Raw genomic sequence first — 18,492 nt, forward strand, 5'->3', positions numbered from 1 at the left:
ATCCAAATATATAAAATGAAAATTCTGAATTGATAGAAATTAAAACTATTTATATAATAATGTCGTTAATATTGATTCTGGTGCAAAAAATCTCTTAAATTTGGACATACTGATACTATTACTCTAAAAAGGTGTGTGATCGGTATGGAAAAGAAAAATTGGTTCAAATGGAAACATTATCAACCTGATATTATTTTGCAAACAGTTAGATGGTACCTACGGTACAACTTGAGCTTTCGTGATTTGGTGGAAATGATGGCGGAACGGGGCTTATCCATTGCTCATACAACGATTATGCGTTGGGTTCATCAGTATGGTCCTGAATTAGACAAAAGAATCCGTCGTCATCTCAAGCAAACCAATGACTCTTGGAGAGTCGATGAAACATATATCAAAGTAAAAAGTCAATGGATGTACCTGTATCGTGCTGTCGATTCGAAAGGAAGTACCATCGATTTTTACCTAAGCAAAGCAAGAAACCACAAGGCTGCAAAGCGATTCTTCAAGAAAGCTTTGCAGTCTTTTCATATTTCTGAGCCTCGTGTAGTGACAGTTGATAAGAATCCAGCTTATCCTATAGCAGTTGAAGAATTGAGAAAAGAAAAAAAAAAAGATGCCATTAGGCATCCAACTAAGGCAAGTGAAATATCTTAATAACATCGTGGAACAAGATCATCGTTTTATCAAGAAACGAGTTCGCTCTATGTTAGGACTTAAATCACTTCGTACAGCTAATTGCATTTTAAGTGGCGTCGAAGCTATGCATATGATGAGAAAAGGGCAACTTCACCAAAGGGTGAAGTCTGCCCGAAATGAAGCTGAATTCATTCATAAATTGTTTGGATTAGCTGTTTAACCTCTCAGTTAACAGAACATTGCCGTTCTATGTTTCTGGTAAAGTATTTTTGCACCAGAACCTTATTTTTTATTCTAGGATAAATCGTATCTTGGATGCTTGGCATAATTAACTCCTTATATAAAATTTTATAATTCTAAACTATTTATATAATAAAATAGGAACCTATCATATTTCCTGATAGGTTCCTTCCTTTTCTAATATTTATACATATTTGTTAAGTTATCCTTACTGTACTAATGGGGCAGGATAGTTGAAGAAGGAATTTGGGTTCTGGTGCAAAAATCATTTGATAAAGACATAGAAACCTACATAGTGTGTTCAATGGCAGATTATGATGCAATTCCAAACAATTTATGTATGAACCTAACTTCATTTTGGGTAGACTTCACCCACAGGTGAAGTTGTCCTTTTTTCATCATATGCATGGTTTCAACGCCACTCAATATAGAAGTGGCTGTTTCATATGACTTGAATCCTAACATAGAACGCACACGTTTCTTAATGAAACGGTGATCCTGTTCCACTATATTATTGAGATATTTAACTTGTCTTATTTGTATGCCTTCAGGCATACGTTTCTCTTCTTTTAATTCTTGAATTGCTACAGGATAGGCTGGGTTCTTGTCTACTGTTATAACGCGAGGTTTACAAATATGAGAAGCAGCCAAGGCTTTCTTGAAAAAGCGCTTGGCTGCTTGTTTATCTCTTGATTTACTTAGATAAAAATCAATGGTATTTCCTTCTGAATCGACTGCGCGATATAAATACATCCATTGACCTTTTACTTTCACATACGTTTCATCGACTCTCCAGGAATCATTTGTTGTCTTAAGATGACGTCGTACTCTTTCATCTAATTCAGGTCCATATTGATGCACCCAACGCATAATGGTGGTGTGAGCAATAGACAAACCTCGTTCCTCCATCATTTCCACCAAATCACGAAAACTTAGGTTGTACCGTAGGTACCATCTTACCGTTAATAAGATAATATCAGGTTGATAGTGCTTCCATTTGAACAAATTTTCCTTTTTCATACCGATCACACACCTTTTTTAGAGTAATAGTATCAGTATGTCCAAGATTTAGAGATTATTTGCAATTTCCCTGAAGTTTTTGCACCAGAACCAAAAAGAACAGTATTTTAAGTATTGTATATATTTAAAATTACATATAATTAAATAAACAATATATAGCAATGGGATCATGTAGCTACAATCCTTACAAAATTGTAATACTAATGTCATGTAATTAGATAATTAAAAACTGAAATACCTTTTATAATAAAAAAAAATAGATGGGAATAGCGACACGCCTAATATAAGCTTTGATTTTTTACATGTTAATATCAGTATCAAAACAGTTATTAAAAAATTGAAAATTAAAGGTGAATATTATGAATAGGCTTTCTCAAATTCGATAGGAGAAAGATAATCTGAGGTGAAGAATTTGTAATATGAAAAATTTAGATATTTCAAGATTTCCAGTAAAAACCAAAATGAAGAACGGAGAATTTTCTAATAATATTGTAGGACTAGCATCACTAAATGGAATAATAAAGAGACAAAAACCACTGAAATTTGAATGTAGGAGCATAGAAAATAAGCATGAAAACTGAAATTACTAACAACAGAATAGATATATTAGATTATTTAAGAGGATTTGCTTTGATAGGGATTTTGCTAGTGAATGTTCCCTTTTTTCTTTTAAAAGTGGATTCTCCATCGTCAAACTCTATTGATGCATCATATCAACGTTTTTTATATTTATTTGTAGAAGGACGCTTTATGCCAATTTTCACTTTTTTATTTGGTATAGGATTTTATATCTTTATCACACGTGCAAAAGCAAAAAATGATAATGCATATCTCCTATTTATAAGAAGACTGGTTGTATTATTTGCAATGAGTTGGATCCTTGAGAGGTTTGACCATGGTGAAGCATTAATAGCATATGCAATATTCGGAATTTTTCTGATCCCTTTTTATAGAGTAAACAAACATATAAATTTGATATTAGCACTATTAGGATTAATGTGCACAAGTTATCTAGGTGATAAAGCTTTATCAATAATCCCCTTATTTTTATTAGGACTTACAGCAGGGCAATATCGTATATTTGAGAATATATCAAAAAATAAATGGAAATATAAAGTTTTTACAATCATTGCATTTGTTTTAAGTATAATTGGATTATGGATTCAATATACACATGTACCTTCAACTATAGTCGATATGTCAACTAAGGGGGCAATTGACTCAAAAACTTTCATAAAAATTGGTATTATAATTGGTCCTATTGTTTCTGCAAGTTATGTAGGGCTATTAATATTATTATTACAATATTCGTGGGTACAAAAGCTATTGTGTCCCTTAAAAAACTATGGTCGTATGGCATTAACAAACTATCTTTCTCAAGCTGCTTTAGTAATGATATTTGACTATTATTTTCAATTAACAGGAAATATCACTTATTCTCAGACTCTTGTTCTCTGTATTGGGATTTATGTGATTCAATTACTATTCAGTATGGTGTGGCTTCAATTCTTTAGAATGGGACCATTAGAATGGCTATGGAGAATATGCACGTATTGGAAAGTAGTTCCCAATAAAAAATAAAATGCAACTTTCACTAAAAGGAACTGTCCCATAAGTCGAATTTTTGACTATGTGACACTCCTTTTTGTTTTAGAAACGTTGATATATCAATGTTTTTATTTTTCCATTTTGGAGGAGTTTATCCTTTGGGGACAGAACCTTTTTGTCGAAAAATTTCGGTTCTGGTGTAAATAATATCTGCGTGATAATGCTTCCATTTGAATACATTTTCTTTTTCTATATGGATCACACACCTTTTATAGAGTAGTACTATCAGTATGTCCAAGTTTACTAGACCAGTTTCACATATTTTAAAATCTTTGCACCAGAACCAATTTTACAAACCCTAATATATGTTAAAAGTAAAAACACATAACAGATCTTTCTTGTAATATGCTTTTTTGTTTTTGCTAGGTAACTTCTATTGTCATAAAGTAAACAGTATAGTTATTTGGGGTCCTTTGACACTTTCATTTGATACGGTGCTGAATGTGTACTAATGTTTGCTGCGTGATTAGGTTACATTGCTATACTGATTACAAATTCAAAAAGACCTTTGAGTTCTACCTATTGTTTTGTGAGTGGCCCTAAAAAGAAGGAATCGTTGCCGTGCCCCTATATAGGAAACTACAAGATAAATCATAATAAAAATACCCGCCCGAATTGGAAAATTTTTCAGATGTGGCGGGTTATTCTTTGAATCGTTGCCGTACCCCTTATCTTTTATGGTCTGCTTTTGCTACATATTTATCTTGGACAATTTACAGCATGAATTGATGAATTACAAAAACTTGAGCATAATTAAAAATGCTCAAGTTTTTGTATTGTTTGGTTTTTATCAAGAAAATGTAATAAATACAACCAAAAAAATTAAACATGTTTTTAACAATATCTTGGATAGTCACTGCTTTAATTCATTTAACTCTTGCATACATTCTTGAACAAGTGTGACCGCCTGACTCATGGTAGCTCCCCCGCCAAATGCAGCTGTTACGCCAATGATCTCAAGAATTTCCTGCTCTGAAGCTCCTTGATCTATACATCCTTTAGTGTGATAAATAATGCAATACTCATCCTGAGAGTAAAGGCTTATCCCTAAAGCAACCAATTGTTTTACTTTTTTTGATAATGTACCTTCTTTAAAGCATTCCTCTGTAAAAGAATTAAACTGTTCAGCCAGTTTTGGCATTTTTTCCGTAAATAAACCCAACCCATGTTTATATTGATGAAGTGCAGATTCAGTAGTATTTCTACCTTCAAATTCCATATTTAATCAACCCCATTTCTAGTATTTATAAAACATACGTTAGTATGAGCTTAAAGTACTTTGATTAATCATGTTTGACATTATGTAATTTAGGGGGGCATCTTTACTTTTCAAAAATAATTCTTCTAAAATAAACAGATAAATTTTATATATATTCATATAAAAGTTCTTGTACATCAATTCAATCATTCAATAGAAATAGTAAGATTTTTTGTATACATGTATAGCGTATGACTACCTTCTCAGCATAATATATACCTAATTTAAATTTTCACATGAGCATATCTAAGTTTTGGGTATAGAAAAGGCAAGCATTTAAATATGCTTGCCTTCGTTCTAACGACGATGCTCGACTAAATCAATTACCCCTAAAACAACATGAGCTAAACCAAATCCAAATACCGTATTAGCAATCATCTTATTAGAACCACGTGTCTGCTTAAGTGCATAACCTGCAGTTGTGACCGCTGTACCTAATGCAGTTGGAATTAATCCTTCACGAATATCCATCGTAATATCCTCCTAGCATCGTAGTTAGTAAAACATGTAGTATTTCACAATAAAATACTAACATAAAAATTAGTATGGTCGCTTTTTATATAAATATGTAAACACCAATATCAAGGAAATATATATAACTAAAAATCCTGAATTAATGTCCCAATCCATTCCAATAAAAATCTACAATGCTTACAGCTAAATCATCTATATTGGCAATCAGTGGCTTTTGATTTACATCTTTGTAATCACCTAAGTATAGCAAAGCAACAAAGGCATGAGTACTTAAAAGCGAGTGCCCTTTAGGGATTTCACCTTTTTGCATCGCTTTGTGTATTGCTTGATCCAATACTTCGTACATTTTATCTTCAGCTTTTTGCATTTGTATTAAGTGATTCTCTGAAAGAGATATTTTTGCATCTTTCATGAAACTCTTGATATCAATGTTCAGTGTTGCGGTTAAATGAACTTTTGCAACATCAAGTAATCGCTCCTTAAGCGGCTTACTTGTTGAAAGAATTTTATGCATATTATCTCTAATGCGTGCCATCATTTGAATCATTGTATCCGTAAAAAGATCAGCTTTTGTAGCATAGTAATAATAAACAGTTGCCTTTGTTACATCGCACTCTTTTGCAACATCTTCCATAGAGACAATTTGATAACCTTTACTTAAAAACAGCTTTGTAGCAATATCAACAATTTTATCTTTTGTAGATTTTGTATTTTTATTTTGAGGTGGTCTTCCTAAAGGACGTTGTTTTTGTTCCAATATCATTCTCTCCTGACTCTTCATAATTTAAAATATTATAACATATCAGTTGAATAGCACTTGATTAATTAACTAACCAGTATATATAATTAATTCTAAAATTAGTAAGAAAGGTGGAATATCATGAAAAAACATCCTCTTTATACATGGGGGAAATATGTCGGTGGACCAAAAGCAAGGTGGATTACCCTTTTTGTATGGGTCTTGTTGACACTTGTTTTATCGTTTACTTGGCCAGCTGTGAATACCGTTGAAGATGAGACAGCCCCTAATCTTCCTGAAACGGCTATGTCACAACAGGCTAATAATATAATTAAGAAAGAATTTCCGAATGACTCAGGAAACCCTGTGCTTATTGTTTGGCATAAAGATGAAGGTTTAGAAGAGAAGGATTTTAAGAAAATTCAAGATACTTATCAAAAACTTAGAAATTCGCCATTAAAGGGGCAATCAACGTTACCACCTTTTGATACCATACCGCACCAAGCGTTAGCAAAAAATGTTTCAGAAGATGGTACGTCTCTTGTAACTCCTGTGTTTTTTGATAAAACTGTAGGGACAGATATGCTGCAGGAGAATATGGCTGAACTGCAGATTGTCATAAAGAATACAGTGGAAGATGATCCATTTAAAAGAAAGATTTCTGATTCTGGTTTGCATGTACGTCTATCAGGGCCAGTTGGTATTCAGACTGATGCAGTAAGCATATTTAGTCAGGCTGATGTGAAATTATTGGTTGCAACTGTATTACTTGTTTTAGCTTTACTTATTCTTCTTTATCGTTCACCGCTATTAGCAATCTTACCTTTAATTGTAGTTGGGTTTGCTTATGGAATAATTAGTCCAACTTTAGGTTTTTTAGCTGATAAAGGATGGATTACTGCTGATGCGCAAGGAATTTCAATTATGACTGTACTATTATTTGGAGCTGGTACAGATTATTGTCTATTTCTAATTTCAAGATATCGAGAGTTTCTTCTTGTGGAGCGAAATAAATTTAAAGCGCTACAGCTTGCAATTAAAGAATCAGGTGGAGCTATCATTATGAGTGCTCTTACCGTTGTAGTAGGATTAGGTACTCTATTACTTGCTCATATAGGTTCTTTCCATAGATTTGCAGTACCTTTTAGCGTGGCTGTTTTCCTTATGGGAATCGCTTCTTTGACAATTTTACCAGCATTATTAGCTATTTTGGGGAGAGTAGCATTTTTCCCATTCATCCCAAGAACAAGAGAAATGAATGAAGAATATGCTAAGAAAAAAAAGAAAACAATCAAGGTAAAGGAATCGAAAGGGTTCTTAAGCAAAAAACTTGGAGATCTTGTTATTCGTAAACCATGGACAATTATCCTGCTAACACTATTCTTATTAGGTGGATTGGCTTCATTTGTTCCACGTATCCAATTTACGTATGATTTAATAGAATCATTTCCAAAAGATATGCCTTCACGTGAAGGATTTAATTTAATCTCTGATCATTTTTCACCTGGTGAGTTAGCACCTGTACAAATTGTTGTTGATACAAAAGGAAAAGATGTACCTGTCAAAGAAGAATTAACAAAACTTTCTTTTATAGATCAAGTAACAGAACCAGTGCAAGGGAAACAGAATAATCAATTACAAATGTTTGAAGTTTCAATAAAAGATAATCCGTATTCTATTGAGGGGATGAATAAAATCCCTGAGTTAAGAAAAAGTTTGAAACAGGTAATGAAAAGTGCTGAAATAAGTGATGCTAATAACCACATATGGATTGGAGGAGAAACGGCTACATTATACGATACGAAACAAACAACTGAACGTGATCAAAATGTGATTATTCCTGTTATGATTGGTATTATCGCATTATTATTACTTGTATATTTACGTTCTGTTGTGGCGATGATCTACTTAATTGTAACAGTGGTATTATCATTCTTCTCTGCATTAGGGGCAGGATGGTTACTACTTCACTATGGTATGGATGCTCCTGCAATACAAGGAGCGATTCCTCTATATGCATTTGTGTTCTTGGTAGCATTAGGAGAGGACTATAACATATTTATGGTTTCTGAAATATGGAAAAACAAAAGAAGCCAGCCATATCTTGAAGCAGTCAAAAACGGGGTGGTTCAAACAGGTAGTGTTATTACGTCTGCTGGTTTAATCTTGGCAGGAACATTTGCTGTATTAGCTACTTTACCAATCCAAGTACTTGTTCAATTTGGTATTGTTACAGCAATAGGAGTACTACTGGATACATTTATAGTAAGACCTCTTCTTGTTCCTTCACTTACAGGCGTTTTAGGCCGTTTCGCTTTTTGGCCTGGAAAGATTCGGAAGAAGGAAGAGACAAAAAAAGTAGATGCTTGATAATATAATAAAATTAAAAAACCAAGGAAACTTTGATTTCCCTTGGTTTTTTATTAGGAATAAAGTATGTATACAAAATAAAAGTAGTATCTAAATACTAATTATTTTTCAAATTTCCGGTTTTTGGTGTTCTTTGTCTTCAATATCAGTTTCTGGCATTCCGTACAATCCATTCATGGCTTGTTCTACTGGTTGAAGTCCAGTTTTAATAGTATCAGATTTTAAGTTTTTTGAGTTGTTACTCTTTTCTTTTTTAGAATGTGGAAAATTCATTTTTATACCTCCAAACACTAAATTTTTAAAAAATAAAAAGCGTATGAAAGAGTTTGGCAGATAAACAAATTATCTGCCAATTGAATGACCAATTATTTGAGCTATTAATGTAATAGCATATACATAGTATGTCATCTTTTCTAGAAAATATGATAGCTAAGGAATCATCAATACCTGGATCTCCAAATAATAGTACTTTCTTCAAAATATGTCTTCCTTCTTAGATAACCCAATTTTATAAAAAACTTATAACATGTCTATGCAGGATGTTCTCTTTAAATCTAAAATTTCTTGAAAAAATATTATAATTACATCAATTTTCTATAGTCTAAAACATTTTTAATTGCCCCTTGCTAAAAAAAGAACACCAAGAGAAAGAATTGAAATAAATCTATTGATTTGCAACGAAGTATGTCACCACATGGGTTAAATCAATTAGCTAAAAGCTTTTCCATAATAAAGAAGACATAATTTTAGGTGCTAAAGATAAAAATTTAGTAATGAATAACTGTACCCAATAGATTTTATAAAAGAAAAGGTGATGGAATGGAACTGTTTAACGAAGGCAAAACTTATCATGCTGGAGATATTGTCTATGTTTTTTACCGAAACCCCCACACCCAGGATGTAGCAAATATACAAGCAGCAGCCGTTGTAAATAACCCTGAAAATCCAAATGAATTAGCTTTATTTCTTTATGAAACTTATTATCCATTATCAAATGAAATGGCTGTTTATTCTACAGAAGAAGAGGCAAATCAAGCTTACAATTACTATTATGGAGATGCTTTAGAGGGGATATTAGAATGAATAATCCATTTATACCTAAGCTAGTATACTTTGAACCAAATGCATTAGATTATCCGTTAGGAAGAGAACTTCAAGAAAAATTCAAAAAAATGGATGTAGAAATTCGGTATACCACCTCACATAACCAAGTGAGAGATCTTCCAGGAGAAAATGATTTTCAAAAGTACAGGGTAGCAAAATCTACCCTTGTCGTTGGTGTGAGAAAGACACTAAAGTTTGACACCTCAAAGCCTTCAGCTGAGTATGCTATTCCCTTTGCAACAGGGTGTATGGGCCATTGTCATTATTGCTATTTACAAACAACGATGGGTAGTAAACCATATATCCGTACTTATGTAAATGTGGCCGAAATTCTTGAGGCTGCTGACAAATATATCGAGAAACGAGCACCTGAACTGACAAGATTTGAAGCATCCTGTACATCTGATATTGTAGGGATTGATCACTTAACTCATACTCTTAAGCACGCAATAGAGCATTTTGGAGAATCCGAGTATGGAAAATTGAGGTTTGTTACTAAATTTCATCATGTAGATCACTTACTTGATGCAAAACATAACGGGAAAACAAGATTTCGGTTTAGTGTAAACGCTGACTATGTTATTAAAAATTTTGAGCCCGGCACCTCTCCCCTAGCAAAACGGATTGAGGCCGCTGGAAAAGTAGCAAGAGCCGGGTATCCACTTGGGTTCATTGTGGCCCCTATTTATCTGCATGAAGGTTGGCAGGATGGTTACTATCATATGTTTGAACGTCTTGATGCTGAATTACCACTTGATGCACGTGATGATATCACATTTGAATTTATTCAACATCGATTTACAAAGCCTGCCAAACGAGTAATTGAAAAAAATTATCCCATGACAAAATTAGAATTAGATGAAGAGAAAAGAAGATATAAATGGGGGAAATATGGAATTGGAAAATACATTTATCAAAAAGAAGAAGAAGAAGATATAAAAAGTTATCTTTATTCTTATATGGAGAAATTCTTTCCCAATGCAAAATTAGAATATTTCACATAGGAGATACCATTCACTTTACAAAAAGCATATGGAAATTTATTTTAAAGGCTATATCGGTGTTTCAAGGACGTTCTGTTGCAAAGTTTTTTAAATGAGTCTACACTCTAGAAAAAGGGGCTTATCCGTTGCTCATACAACGATTATGCCCTGGGTTCATCAGTATGGTCCTGAATTAGACAAAAGAATCCGTCATCATCTCAAGCAAATCAATGACTCTTGTAGAGTCGATGAAACATATATCAAAGTAAAAAGTCAATGGATGTACCTGTATCGTGCTGTCGATTCGAAAGGAAATACCATCGATTTTTACCTAAGCAAAGCAAGAAACCACAAGGCTGCAAAGCGATTCTTCAAGAAAGCTTTGCAGTCTTTTCATATTTCTGAGCCTCGTGTCGTGACAGTCGATAAGAATCCAGCTTATCCTATAGCAGTTGAAGAATTGAGAAAAGAAAAAAAGATGCCATTAGGCATCCAACTAAGGCAAGTGAAATATCTCAATAACATAGTGGAACAAGATCATCGGTTTATTAAAAAGCGAGTTCGTTCGATGTTAGGATTGAAATCCTTTCGCACAGCTACATCCATTATTTCTGGAATAGAAGCTATGCATATGGTAAAAAAAGGGCAACTTGTTTTACTGGACAAGTCTGTCCAAAATCAAGTGAAGTTCATCCATCAACTATTTGGAATTGCTGCTTAAGACTAGATTCCACTAGGAAACTTTTCGCCTCTTTATATCTTTCCGGTTCTGGTGCAAAAACTTCAGGGAAATTGCAAATAATCTCTAAATCTTGGACATACTGATACTATTACTCTAAAAAAGGTGTGTGATCGGTATGAAAAAGGAAAATTTGTTCAAATGGAAGCACTATCAACCTGATATTATCTTATTAACGGTAAGATGGTACCTACGGTACAACCTAAGTTTTCGTGATTTGGTGGAAATGATGGAGGAACGAGGTTTGTCTATTGCTCACACCACCATTATGCGTTGGGTGCATCAATATGGACCTGAATTAGATGAAAGAGTACGACGTCATCTTAAGACAACAAATGATTCCTGGAGAGTCGATGAAACGTATGTGAAAGTAAAAGGTCAATGGATGTATTTATATCGCGCAGTCGATTCAGAAGGAAATACCATTGATTTTTATCTAAGTAAATCAAGAGATAAACAAGCAGCCAAGCGCTTTTTCAAGAAAGCCTTGGCTGCTTCTCATATTTGTAAACCTCGCGTTATAACAGTAGACAAGAACCCAGCCTATCCTGTAGCAATTCAAGAATTAAAAGAAGAGAAACGTATGCCTGAAGGCATACAAATAAGACAAGTTAAATATCTCAATAATATAGTGGAACAGGATCACCGTTTCATTAAGAAACGTGTGCGTTCTATGTTAGGATTCAAGTCATATGAAACAGCCACTTCTATATTGAGTGGCGTTGAAACCATGCATATGATGAAAAAAGGACAACTTCACCTGTGGGTGAAGTCTACCCAAAATGAAGTTAGGTTCATACATAAATTGTTTGGAATTGCATCATAATCTGCCATTGAACACACTATGTAGGTTTCTATGTCTTTATCAAATGATTTTTGCACCAGAACCTTTAAAGCAACGTTTAATCAAGGATAAGGATGCGGGGAATTTAATTGGTGAAGATGAATTTTAATATGTAATTAATACATAATAAATTCAAAAAAGGAAAGGTGAAACCGATATTGGTTTCACCTTTCCTTTTGAATTGTTTTAAATATTTATACTGCATAGACTTCAATTTTTGTAGGATTAGAAAAGCGACGTTCTAATTCTTTTTTAATTTTTTCAATAGCAAAGAACGCAGAAGATGCATATACAGTGATTACTTTTTTTATAAAAGTATTACCCGTTATTAAAATGTATCTTATTGAATATGATGAAATCACACTCTCACCCTTTCACATATCTATTGTATTTAATATATATGCTGACAGATGTGGATATATTCTCAAAAGATATAAGGTGAGTAGACAAGTGGTATGAAAAGTTTTTTTACACCAGAACCAATAAAGATGCAATTATAGTATCTTTAAAACGTAAAATTAAGAAATTGGATGAAGAAAATAAAGAACTACATGAGCAGTTAAAATTTGCTTATGCAGAGGTATATAAAAAAATCTAAAGGAACATCGTTCCCTCCTTTATTCAACTAAAGGGCCAGATTGTGGAATAAAGGATTTTTACAATGAAGACGGAAGTATTTTAGGGTAAAAAAAATAACTTATACGAGGAGGAACCTCTGCTGAAAAAACATCATGCGTTACAGTTGTATGATTATCATGTTTGGGCGAACAACAAGTTTTTCGAGCGATTGAAAGAATTGTCGAAGGACATTTATGATTGGGAAATACAAAGTGTTTTTTCCTCGATTGCGGAGACGTTTGTTCATATTTATACGGGAGATACAATATGGCTCGGTGTAATGCGGGAGAATAGTATGGAAGAGATTCAAGCTTCCATCACTCAGGCGCAAGAAAAGACAAAGAATAAGAGTCTTGAAGAAATAGAAAAGCTGTTTCAACATTTGTCAGAGGAGTATCAGGAGTTTCTTAACAATGAAAGTGATTTGGATAAAGAGATTTCCCCCGAACATCCACAATTTGGGCGTTTAGATACTCATCTTTCCGAATTGGTTCAGCATGTTGTTAACCATGGTACATATCATCGCGGAAATCTTACGGCAATGATACGTCAACAGGGTTACACAAGTGTATCCAATGATTATGTTTTCTATCTTTATGAAATCAGCTCGACAAATTAGTTTTTTCCCTTAACTTAAATCTGGGGGACAAAAAAGTATTCATCTAATTTTCGCAATCGGGCGCGATTGTGAAACAAAAAGTAAAAGGGATGATACATATTAGGGTTCTGTTGCAAAGTTACCCAAAACATAGAGAATCTAGGGTTGCATCGTTAAATGGTTATACAACCATTAATAATTCCTGTAATTCGTTATACACCGAAAAGGCGGAGCCTATTTGAAGACTTCGCCTTTGTTTGTATAGGGCATGAATGGTTTCAATGCCTTTTATTGTGCCGTCATTTTTTTCCAAAGTGTACTTGAGTTTCGAAAACTTTGCAACAGAACCTTTTTTGTTTTTAATAAATTAATGAGTTTACTACCCCAAGATATATCAAATGTTATAGAAAAAAGTGATGTAATTACATCTCCAGAATTAGAAACAATCCTTAATAAGGTTCACGAGAAATGGAACTTTGAATTACATAAAGGGGATTTTGTAATTAATTATAGTAATTTCAGAAAAGAATTTAGTTGGGAACAAGAGGTTATTCAGTATGTGCAAGGGATAGATATTGAAGAAAAATTAGTATATTTATTTTTAGGGATAGATAACAGCCCAATATTTCTTGTTAACGGAAAATGGGCAATAGAGAACTTTAGCATTCTATGGCAATGTATTAATAATGATGGTATATGGATTATTAGTCAAAGTTTTAGCTATGGTGTTCTAGTTTCCCGCTATGGAGGGTATTTGGAACACGACCCCAATCCAAAAGAAATTCTCTATGCAGTTACTAAATGGGATAATTAATTTAAAGACTACTTCAACTAAAGTATCTTTTCTTTTCACTAGATATCAACATTATCATTTAACAAAGCCAATAAAAAAGGGGGATTATATGGAACAGCGATCTCAACTGTTGGTAAATAATGTATCACTATGACCTAGTTTCATGTATTATCTTAACAAAGAAACTTAAAAAACGAATTTAAAAGGGTCCTTACGTTGAATACATGTACTCAACGTAAGGGCGGATTATGTAAAATGACAATAAAGTTATTTAATTAGCAAGTAAAAAGTGATATTGTGAACAGAATGAAAAATATCAAAAAGTTGATTTAGAAAAAGCACTGCCAAAATCTTCAGCAATGCTTTTCGATTAGACGTACTACGATAATGAACGTCTACTTTCTTCTATATGTTTGCTCATGAATAGAATACAAATTTGTATTTAAAATAAGTTCTGTGTGTGTTTATATATTTACTTTAATTTCAAGATACGTTCTACTTCCTCCACACTTAACTTACTTGCCTTTGTAATAGTTTCAAGCGGTACACCAATTTCATGCATCCCTCGAATCATTTGCATCTTACCTTGCTCAATGCCTTTTTCCATACCCTCTTGTTCTGCATGTGCAAGCTTAGCTTGTTCATCAAGTAAAAGCTTTTCACGAGCTTCATATGCAATTCGGAAAGAAGAATCATGACTCATATTTTCCCATTTATCCATCGCTTTTTGTAAGATTGGATCTTGATTCATAGCAATCGCCTCCAGTGTTTGAGTCAAATGTTCATCTTCATGTGCTGGTAATAATAACATCCAACGAACAAATGCATTTTCCCATGGGTTCACTTTTTCTTCACGCCACTGTTTAACTAGCTTTGGGATCTCTACAAAATGGATTTCCATATCATCACTCAATACTTGATGTGTCCTTGTATTCCAGAGTTTCCCTGTTGTATGAAATGCTTCATCACTAGAAAACAACTTGAAATCTAATAGGTTAATGGTTATTGTTTTTCGAAGCGAACGATACGGCATGCCTTCTTGCATTTGAGAGGTATATAATTTAGACCAATAATAGAGGGAACGTTTAATCATATCATGTGTATTGCGAAGCTGTATCTCTACATTTATTTGTGTTCCATTATCAAGGGTTGCGAGTAAATCTAAAATGGATAATTTATCGTCTTCATATGCTTTGTGGAGATGTGGGTCTTCCAATTGTAAAGACACAATCGGCACATCTAAAGATTCTTCTAAAATGGCATTAAGAAAGCCCGTGAGAATATCTTCACTTCCTTTTGTACCAAATAATTGTTTAAACGCAAAATCAATTCGTAAATTTACTAACTTATTGGACATGGATTTCCTCTCCCTGTCGTTTCTTTTTCTTAGTATTATTGTACAAGATAAATCGATTTGTATGCAAATCCCGTTTCTGTTGCAAAGTTACCCAAAACATAGAGAATCTAGGGTTGCATCGTTAAATGGTTATGTAACCATTAATAATTCCTGTAATTCGTTATACCCCCAAAAGGCGGAGCCTATTTGAAGACTTCGCCTTTGTTTGTATAGGGCATGAATGGTTTCAATGCCTTTTATTGTACGAGAAGCATGCCGGAGAGTTTGAAATCCCGATGACCTAGCAAAACGACAATAGTAGCCGACGGCTACTAAAATAATAGCTTGTTTGAATTGTTTTCCTTTAAAATATCACATTTGTTGCGCTCCCGTTCATCTTTTTCCAAAATGTACTTGAGTTTCGAAAACTTTGCAACAGAATCCCCTTAGTGATACTTTATATTTTTTCATTTATTCCTTGATTTGGTATTATTAATTTCTTTATTTGAAATCGATAAATTATAAATGAGCATATCACTATAACGATTGTTAGCGTTCCTAATGCCATTACTAACAATTGATATCCAATGTAATCTAGTAAAAAGCCAATAAGCACTAAAAATAATTGCAATACTGTCCGATCTAACATAGTTTTCAACGAAAAAAATCTTCCATGGAGCTCAGAAGGTATCGTTTGTTGAGAAAAAGTATATAAAAGAGGATTGAAAATTCCATAAGCTAATCCAAATAAACCAAATGCAAAAATAGATAAACTAATAATCGAAAATGACAGTAACCATTGAGAAATCCCCATAAAAAAACAAATCAACAAAAGAATTTTTACTGGTTGTAAGCTATATCTTACAAGTTTCTTAACAAAAAAACCAGCTATTAAAATACTAGTCCCTTCTACAAAATAAAGAATACCCATAATAGAGGAATTACTTTGATGACTAATTTCTATTACAAATAAATTAAAACCAGAAATGAAAATTAAAGGGATAATTGATAAGATAAGAACCATTTTTAGTAAATAATTTTTATGAAATAACGGAATAATTTCTCTAAAATGAAAAGTCGATTTTGCTGTTCCTCTCTGAAAATCGTCTTCTTTTACAACCAATAATTGATTTAATATATATAGAAGAACATAAGCTATTAAAGCGATTAAAAACAATGTATATAATGGAGCAATAGTTAATAACACACCAGCTAAAACCGCACCAAATATTCGAGATAAAGTTACAATATTTACATTAATAGCATTAACCATTATAAGTTGGTCTGTATGTATAATCTTTGGTATAATCGACTGAATCGTTGGATTAAAAAAAGAAGCTGAACAGCCAATACCAATACTATACACAAGCATCCACCAAAGAGAATCTGTATAGATAGCCAAGAGCATACATATAACCGAAATAATTCTCATAATACCAACTAATTGTAATACCTTTGTTTTAGACGTCGAATCAATGTAGCGTCCGGCATAAGGTCCTATTAATACTCCTATAACCCCACCAATTACAAGAAAAAAAGCTTGAAAAAAAGAAGATGTCAAATGAAGTTGTAGAAACTGTAAATTACCGATAGTACCAAACCATATACCTAATTGAAATACCAGTTGACTAAATAATACAATGCTTAAATTTTTATTCCTAAATAAAATTTTATAATCATTCACACTCTAAATCTCTCCCTTAAATCGAAAGTCTCTTCCTTTATTCACAGCTTCTCGACTAATATTTCCAAGCCCAGAAATTCCACAGACGATCTCAGACTCTTTGTTAAGTTCTAATATCTCTTCCACAAGTTCATCATTTGCATGTGCTGTAAAAAAAGCCCCTAATTGTAACCAAGAAGCTACTAAATAAAAAGTTTGACTCAAATGTCCTACATCCATCATCACAATACGATATACTCGTGGACTTTTATACTTCCACATAGGTCGTTCTAAACAAGCTGTATAGAAAAATAAAACAGCTGCTCCTTTTACATACTCTTGTCCAGCTGCCATATCAATAACTGTACTTGAGATATCTTCTTGTCTTACTATATCCAGGGAATGATTTTTAACATTGTAATGATATAAACCTTTCTTTATTCCTTTTACGTTAAAAATATAAGGATATACTTCAATAGGATGCCTTGCACCACCCGAAGGGCTAGTTTTAAACAAGTTTTTCCCTATTCCAATATCTCTTTTACAAGAGTGTGCTCCCCAAACAAGATAAAGTATTGTAGATAACTCTTGTACTGTTATGGGATCATCCGAAAAAGAACGAACAGTTTGTCTTTTTAAAAGTGTATTTAGAAAGTCACCACTTAAATTAAAATTCGGTAATGGTAAAGGTATTTCTTCAGAATCTACATACATCTTATACAAAGAAGGTGCTAAAGCATTTTCTTTTTTTGCTAATAATCGTTCATAATCTTGATTAACATTTAAATATTGGTCCTTATGAAGTAATCGTGTATTAAAATGGAAATATTTAGCTGAAGTACCCCATTCTTTCCAGCCAGATAACAAAAACTCTTCTTGTTCCTCTGGAGATCCTTTTTTAATTAATATATGAGCTTTTAATAAAGTTTCTATTATTTCTTCTAGTTGCTCTTGCGTGTATACTATTCTATTATCATTTAATAACCCGTTTATTGCCTCACTTACACTTACCCACTCTTTAAATATATTTAAAACAGGAAAGATCGAAGGTTCTAAGCTATATTGCTCATGTCTTATGTAATCATCTATCATAAAATGACCATCTTTCCAAAAATAAAGTATATTTTCTGCTGTTTTTAATTGCATATAAATATCTCCTAACTGAATATAACTATATTATATAAATTAAAATCAATATAAAAAAATAAACGACTGACGTTTCTTCGTCAGTCATTTATTTTTTAAGCTACTTATTTTGTTGGTGAAGTCTCTCCGTGTTCTGAATTTACACGAGTTTGATACTCACTAACACAAGGTTTTAAAATACTCATATGTACACCTCCAATATTTTCTACTATTTATACTATCATTATAATTATTACATAAATGGAAAAATTAATCAATTAATTATTAGAATTTTAAAAATTATTAAAAACCTACTTAACATATATATCCGAACCCATATACGG

At 32.8% G+C, this 18,492-nt stretch carries 15 protein-coding genes and 6 pseudogenes; 11 read left to right on the forward strand and 10 right to left on the reverse strand.

Going from position 1 to position 18,492, the window contains the following annotated elements:
• Nucleotides 1–144: 144 nt before the first annotated feature.
• A pseudogene (locus tag NSQ40_RS28010) lies at nt 145–856 on the forward strand (IS6 family transposase).
• Between the two features lie 332 nt (nt 857–1,188).
• Here NSQ40_RS28010 and NSQ40_RS28015 read toward each other — a convergent pair.
• Complete coding sequence (locus tag NSQ40_RS28015; protein WP_327807549.1) at nt 1,189–1,896, reverse strand: IS6 family transposase; 708 nt, start codon at nt 1,894–1,896, stop codon at nt 1,189–1,191.
• 570 nt (nt 1,897–2,466) lie between these two features.
• On the opposite strand from NSQ40_RS28015, the gene NSQ40_RS28020 reads away from it, so the two are divergent.
• Both NSQ40_RS28020 and NSQ40_RS29580 read left to right on the forward strand, forming a co-directional pair.
• Complete coding sequence (locus NSQ40_RS28020; protein WP_097796041.1) at nt 2,467–3,477, forward strand: DUF418 domain-containing protein; 1,011 nt, start codon at nt 2,467–2,469, stop codon at nt 3,475–3,477.
• Between the two features lie 648 nt (nt 3,478–4,125).
• Nucleotides 4,126–4,233, forward strand: a pseudogene (locus tag NSQ40_RS29580) (hypothetical protein); the annotation flags it as partial.
• Nucleotides 4,234–4,357: 124 nt separating this feature from the next.
• Here NSQ40_RS29580 and NSQ40_RS28025 read toward each other — a convergent pair.
• The 3 genes from NSQ40_RS28025 to NSQ40_RS28035 form a co-directional block, all read right to left on the reverse strand.
• Entirely contained in the window at nt 4,358–4,723 is a 366-nt protein-coding gene (locus NSQ40_RS28025; RefSeq protein WP_098610756.1) for a carboxymuconolactone decarboxylase family protein, read from the reverse strand.
• 336 nt (nt 4,724–5,059) lie between these two features.
• Nucleotides 5,060–5,233, reverse strand: a complete 174-nt coding sequence (locus tag NSQ40_RS28030; protein ID WP_098610757.1) for an asparagine synthase — start codon at nt 5,231–5,233, stop codon at nt 5,060–5,062.
• Nucleotides 5,234–5,375: 142 nt separating this feature from the next.
• Nucleotides 5,376–5,999, reverse strand: a complete 624-nt coding sequence (locus NSQ40_RS28035) for a TetR/AcrR family transcriptional regulator (RefSeq protein ID WP_006096977.1) — start codon at nt 5,997–5,999, stop codon at nt 5,376–5,378.
• A gap of 117 nt (nt 6,000–6,116) precedes the next feature.
• Between NSQ40_RS28035 and NSQ40_RS28040 the strand changes: the two genes are divergently transcribed.
• Entirely contained in the window at nt 6,117–8,345 is a 2,229-nt protein-coding gene (locus NSQ40_RS28040; RefSeq protein ID WP_341286173.1) for an MMPL family transporter, read from the forward strand.
• 108 nt (nt 8,346–8,453) lie between these two features.
• Here the strand turns inward: NSQ40_RS28040 and NSQ40_RS28045 are convergent, their stop codons facing one another.
• Nucleotides 8,454–8,618: a DUF4021 family protein gene (locus NSQ40_RS28045; protein ID WP_077295769.1), complete on the reverse strand. Its 165-nt coding sequence runs from the start codon at nt 8,616–8,618 to the stop codon at nt 8,454–8,456.
• A gap of 546 nt (nt 8,619–9,164) precedes the next feature.
• Here NSQ40_RS28045 and NSQ40_RS28050 point away from each other — a divergent pair.
• The 6 genes and pseudogenes from NSQ40_RS28050 (at nt 9,165) to NSQ40_RS28075 (ending at nt 13,252) form a co-directional block, all read left to right on the forward strand.
• Nucleotides 9,165–9,428, forward strand: coding sequence for a transcriptional regulator SplA domain-containing protein (locus tag NSQ40_RS28050; RefSeq protein ID WP_097787445.1), 264 nt, complete (start codon nt 9,165–9,167; stop codon nt 9,426–9,428).
• Nucleotides 9,425–10,453 (forward strand): spore photoproduct lyase, encoded by a 1,029-nt coding sequence (splB, locus tag NSQ40_RS28055; protein WP_097787444.1) that lies wholly within the window; start codon nt 9,425–9,427, stop codon nt 10,451–10,453. Before NSQ40_RS28050 ends, splB begins: the two co-directional genes overlap by 4 nt.
• Before the next feature lie 109 nt (nt 10,454–10,562).
• A pseudogene (locus NSQ40_RS28060) lies at nt 10,563–11,153 on the forward strand (IS6 family transposase); the annotation flags it as partial.
• A 136-nt stretch (nt 11,154–11,289) separates the two neighbouring features.
• A complete protein-coding gene (locus tag NSQ40_RS28065; RefSeq protein WP_327807549.1) occupies nt 11,290–11,997 on the forward strand; it encodes an IS6 family transposase in 708 nt (235 codons plus the stop codon).
• A 496-nt stretch (nt 11,998–12,493) separates the two neighbouring features.
• A pseudogene (locus NSQ40_RS28070) lies at nt 12,494–12,613 on the forward strand (DUF6262 family protein); the annotation flags it as partial.
• A gap of 144 nt (nt 12,614–12,757) precedes the next feature.
• Nucleotides 12,758–13,252, forward strand: coding sequence for a DinB family protein (locus NSQ40_RS28075; protein WP_306475154.1), 495 nt, complete (start codon nt 12,758–12,760; stop codon nt 13,250–13,252).
• A 160-nt stretch (nt 13,253–13,412) separates the two neighbouring features.
• Here NSQ40_RS28075 and NSQ40_RS28080 read toward each other — a convergent pair.
• Nucleotides 13,413–13,529, reverse strand: a pseudogene (locus tag NSQ40_RS28080) (IS6 family transposase); the annotation flags it as partial.
• 72 nt (nt 13,530–13,601) lie between these two features.
• Between NSQ40_RS28080 and NSQ40_RS28085 the strand changes: the two are divergent.
• Complete coding sequence (locus tag NSQ40_RS28085; RefSeq protein WP_098159477.1) at nt 13,602–14,045, forward strand: hypothetical protein; 444 nt, start codon at nt 13,602–13,604, stop codon at nt 14,043–14,045.
• Nucleotides 14,046–14,496: 451 nt separating this feature from the next.
• Here the strand turns inward: NSQ40_RS28085 and NSQ40_RS28090 are convergent, their stop codons facing one another.
• The 4 genes and pseudogenes from NSQ40_RS28090 to NSQ40_RS28105 form a co-directional block, all read right to left on the reverse strand.
• Nucleotides 14,497–15,381, reverse strand: coding sequence for an Rpn family recombination-promoting nuclease/putative transposase (locus NSQ40_RS28090; protein ID WP_098159478.1), 885 nt, complete (start codon nt 15,379–15,381; stop codon nt 14,497–14,499).
• A gap of 129 nt (nt 15,382–15,510) precedes the next feature.
• Nucleotides 15,511–15,672, reverse strand: a pseudogene (locus tag NSQ40_RS28095) (IS6 family transposase); the annotation flags it as partial.
• Nucleotides 15,673–15,817: 145 nt separating this feature from the next.
• The gene (locus tag NSQ40_RS28100) at nt 15,818–17,044 is read right to left on the reverse strand and encodes an MFS transporter (protein ID WP_098102144.1); all 1,227 of its coding nucleotides are present in this window, start codon (nt 17,042–17,044) and stop codon (nt 15,818–15,820) included.
• Between the two features lie 3 nt (nt 17,045–17,047).
• A complete protein-coding gene (locus tag NSQ40_RS28105) occupies nt 17,048–18,169 on the reverse strand; it encodes a SagB/ThcOx family dehydrogenase (protein WP_097787491.1) in 1,122 nt (373 codons plus the stop codon).
• Nucleotides 18,170–18,492: the final 323 nt, after the last annotated feature.

This window comes from Bacillus sp. FSL K6-6038, assembly GCF_038050455.1.
Taxonomy (GTDB): domain Bacteria; phylum Bacillota; class Bacilli; order Bacillales; family Bacillaceae_G; genus Bacillus_A; species Bacillus_A pseudomycoides.

Bases quoted from the DNA above. Each gene is read 5' to 3' on its own strand.
- NSQ40_RS28085 (WP_098159477.1), top strand. From the start codon at position 13,602: ATGAGTTTACTACCCCAAGATATATCAAATGTTATAGAAAAAAGTGAT.
- NSQ40_RS28105 (WP_097787491.1), bottom strand. From the start codon at position 18,169: ATGCAATTAAAAACAGCAGAAAATATACTTTATTTTTGGAAAGATGGT.
- NSQ40_RS28050 (WP_097787445.1), top strand. From the start codon at position 9,165: ATGGAACTGTTTAACGAAGGCAAAACTTATCATGCTGGAGATATTGTC.
- NSQ40_RS28030 (WP_098610757.1), bottom strand. From the start codon at position 5,233: ATGGATATTCGTGAAGGATTAATTCCAACTGCATTAGGTACAGCGGTC.
- NSQ40_RS28065 (WP_327807549.1), top strand. From the start codon at position 11,290: ATGAAAAAGGAAAATTTGTTCAAATGGAAGCACTATCAACCTGATATT.
- splB (WP_097787444.1), top strand. From the start codon at position 9,425: ATGAATAATCCATTTATACCTAAGCTAGTATACTTTGAACCAAATGCA.
- NSQ40_RS28035 (WP_006096977.1), bottom strand. From the start codon at position 5,999: ATGATATTGGAACAAAAACAACGTCCTTTAGGAAGACCACCTCAAAAT.
- NSQ40_RS28015 (WP_327807549.1), bottom strand. From the start codon at position 1,896: ATGAAAAAGGAAAATTTGTTCAAATGGAAGCACTATCAACCTGATATT.
- NSQ40_RS28020 (WP_097796041.1), top strand. From the start codon at position 2,467: ATGAAAACTGAAATTACTAACAACAGAATAGATATATTAGATTATTTA.
- NSQ40_RS28025 (WP_098610756.1), bottom strand. From the start codon at position 4,723: ATGGAATTTGAAGGTAGAAATACTACTGAATCTGCACTTCATCAATAT.
- NSQ40_RS28090 (WP_098159478.1), bottom strand. From the start codon at position 15,381: ATGTCCAATAAGTTAGTAAATTTACGAATTGATTTTGCGTTTAAACAA.
- NSQ40_RS28040 (WP_341286173.1), top strand. From the start codon at position 6,117: ATGAAAAAACATCCTCTTTATACATGGGGGAAATATGTCGGTGGACCA.
- NSQ40_RS28045 (WP_077295769.1), bottom strand. From the start codon at position 8,618: ATGAATTTTCCACATTCTAAAAAAGAAAAGAGTAACAACTCAAAAAAC.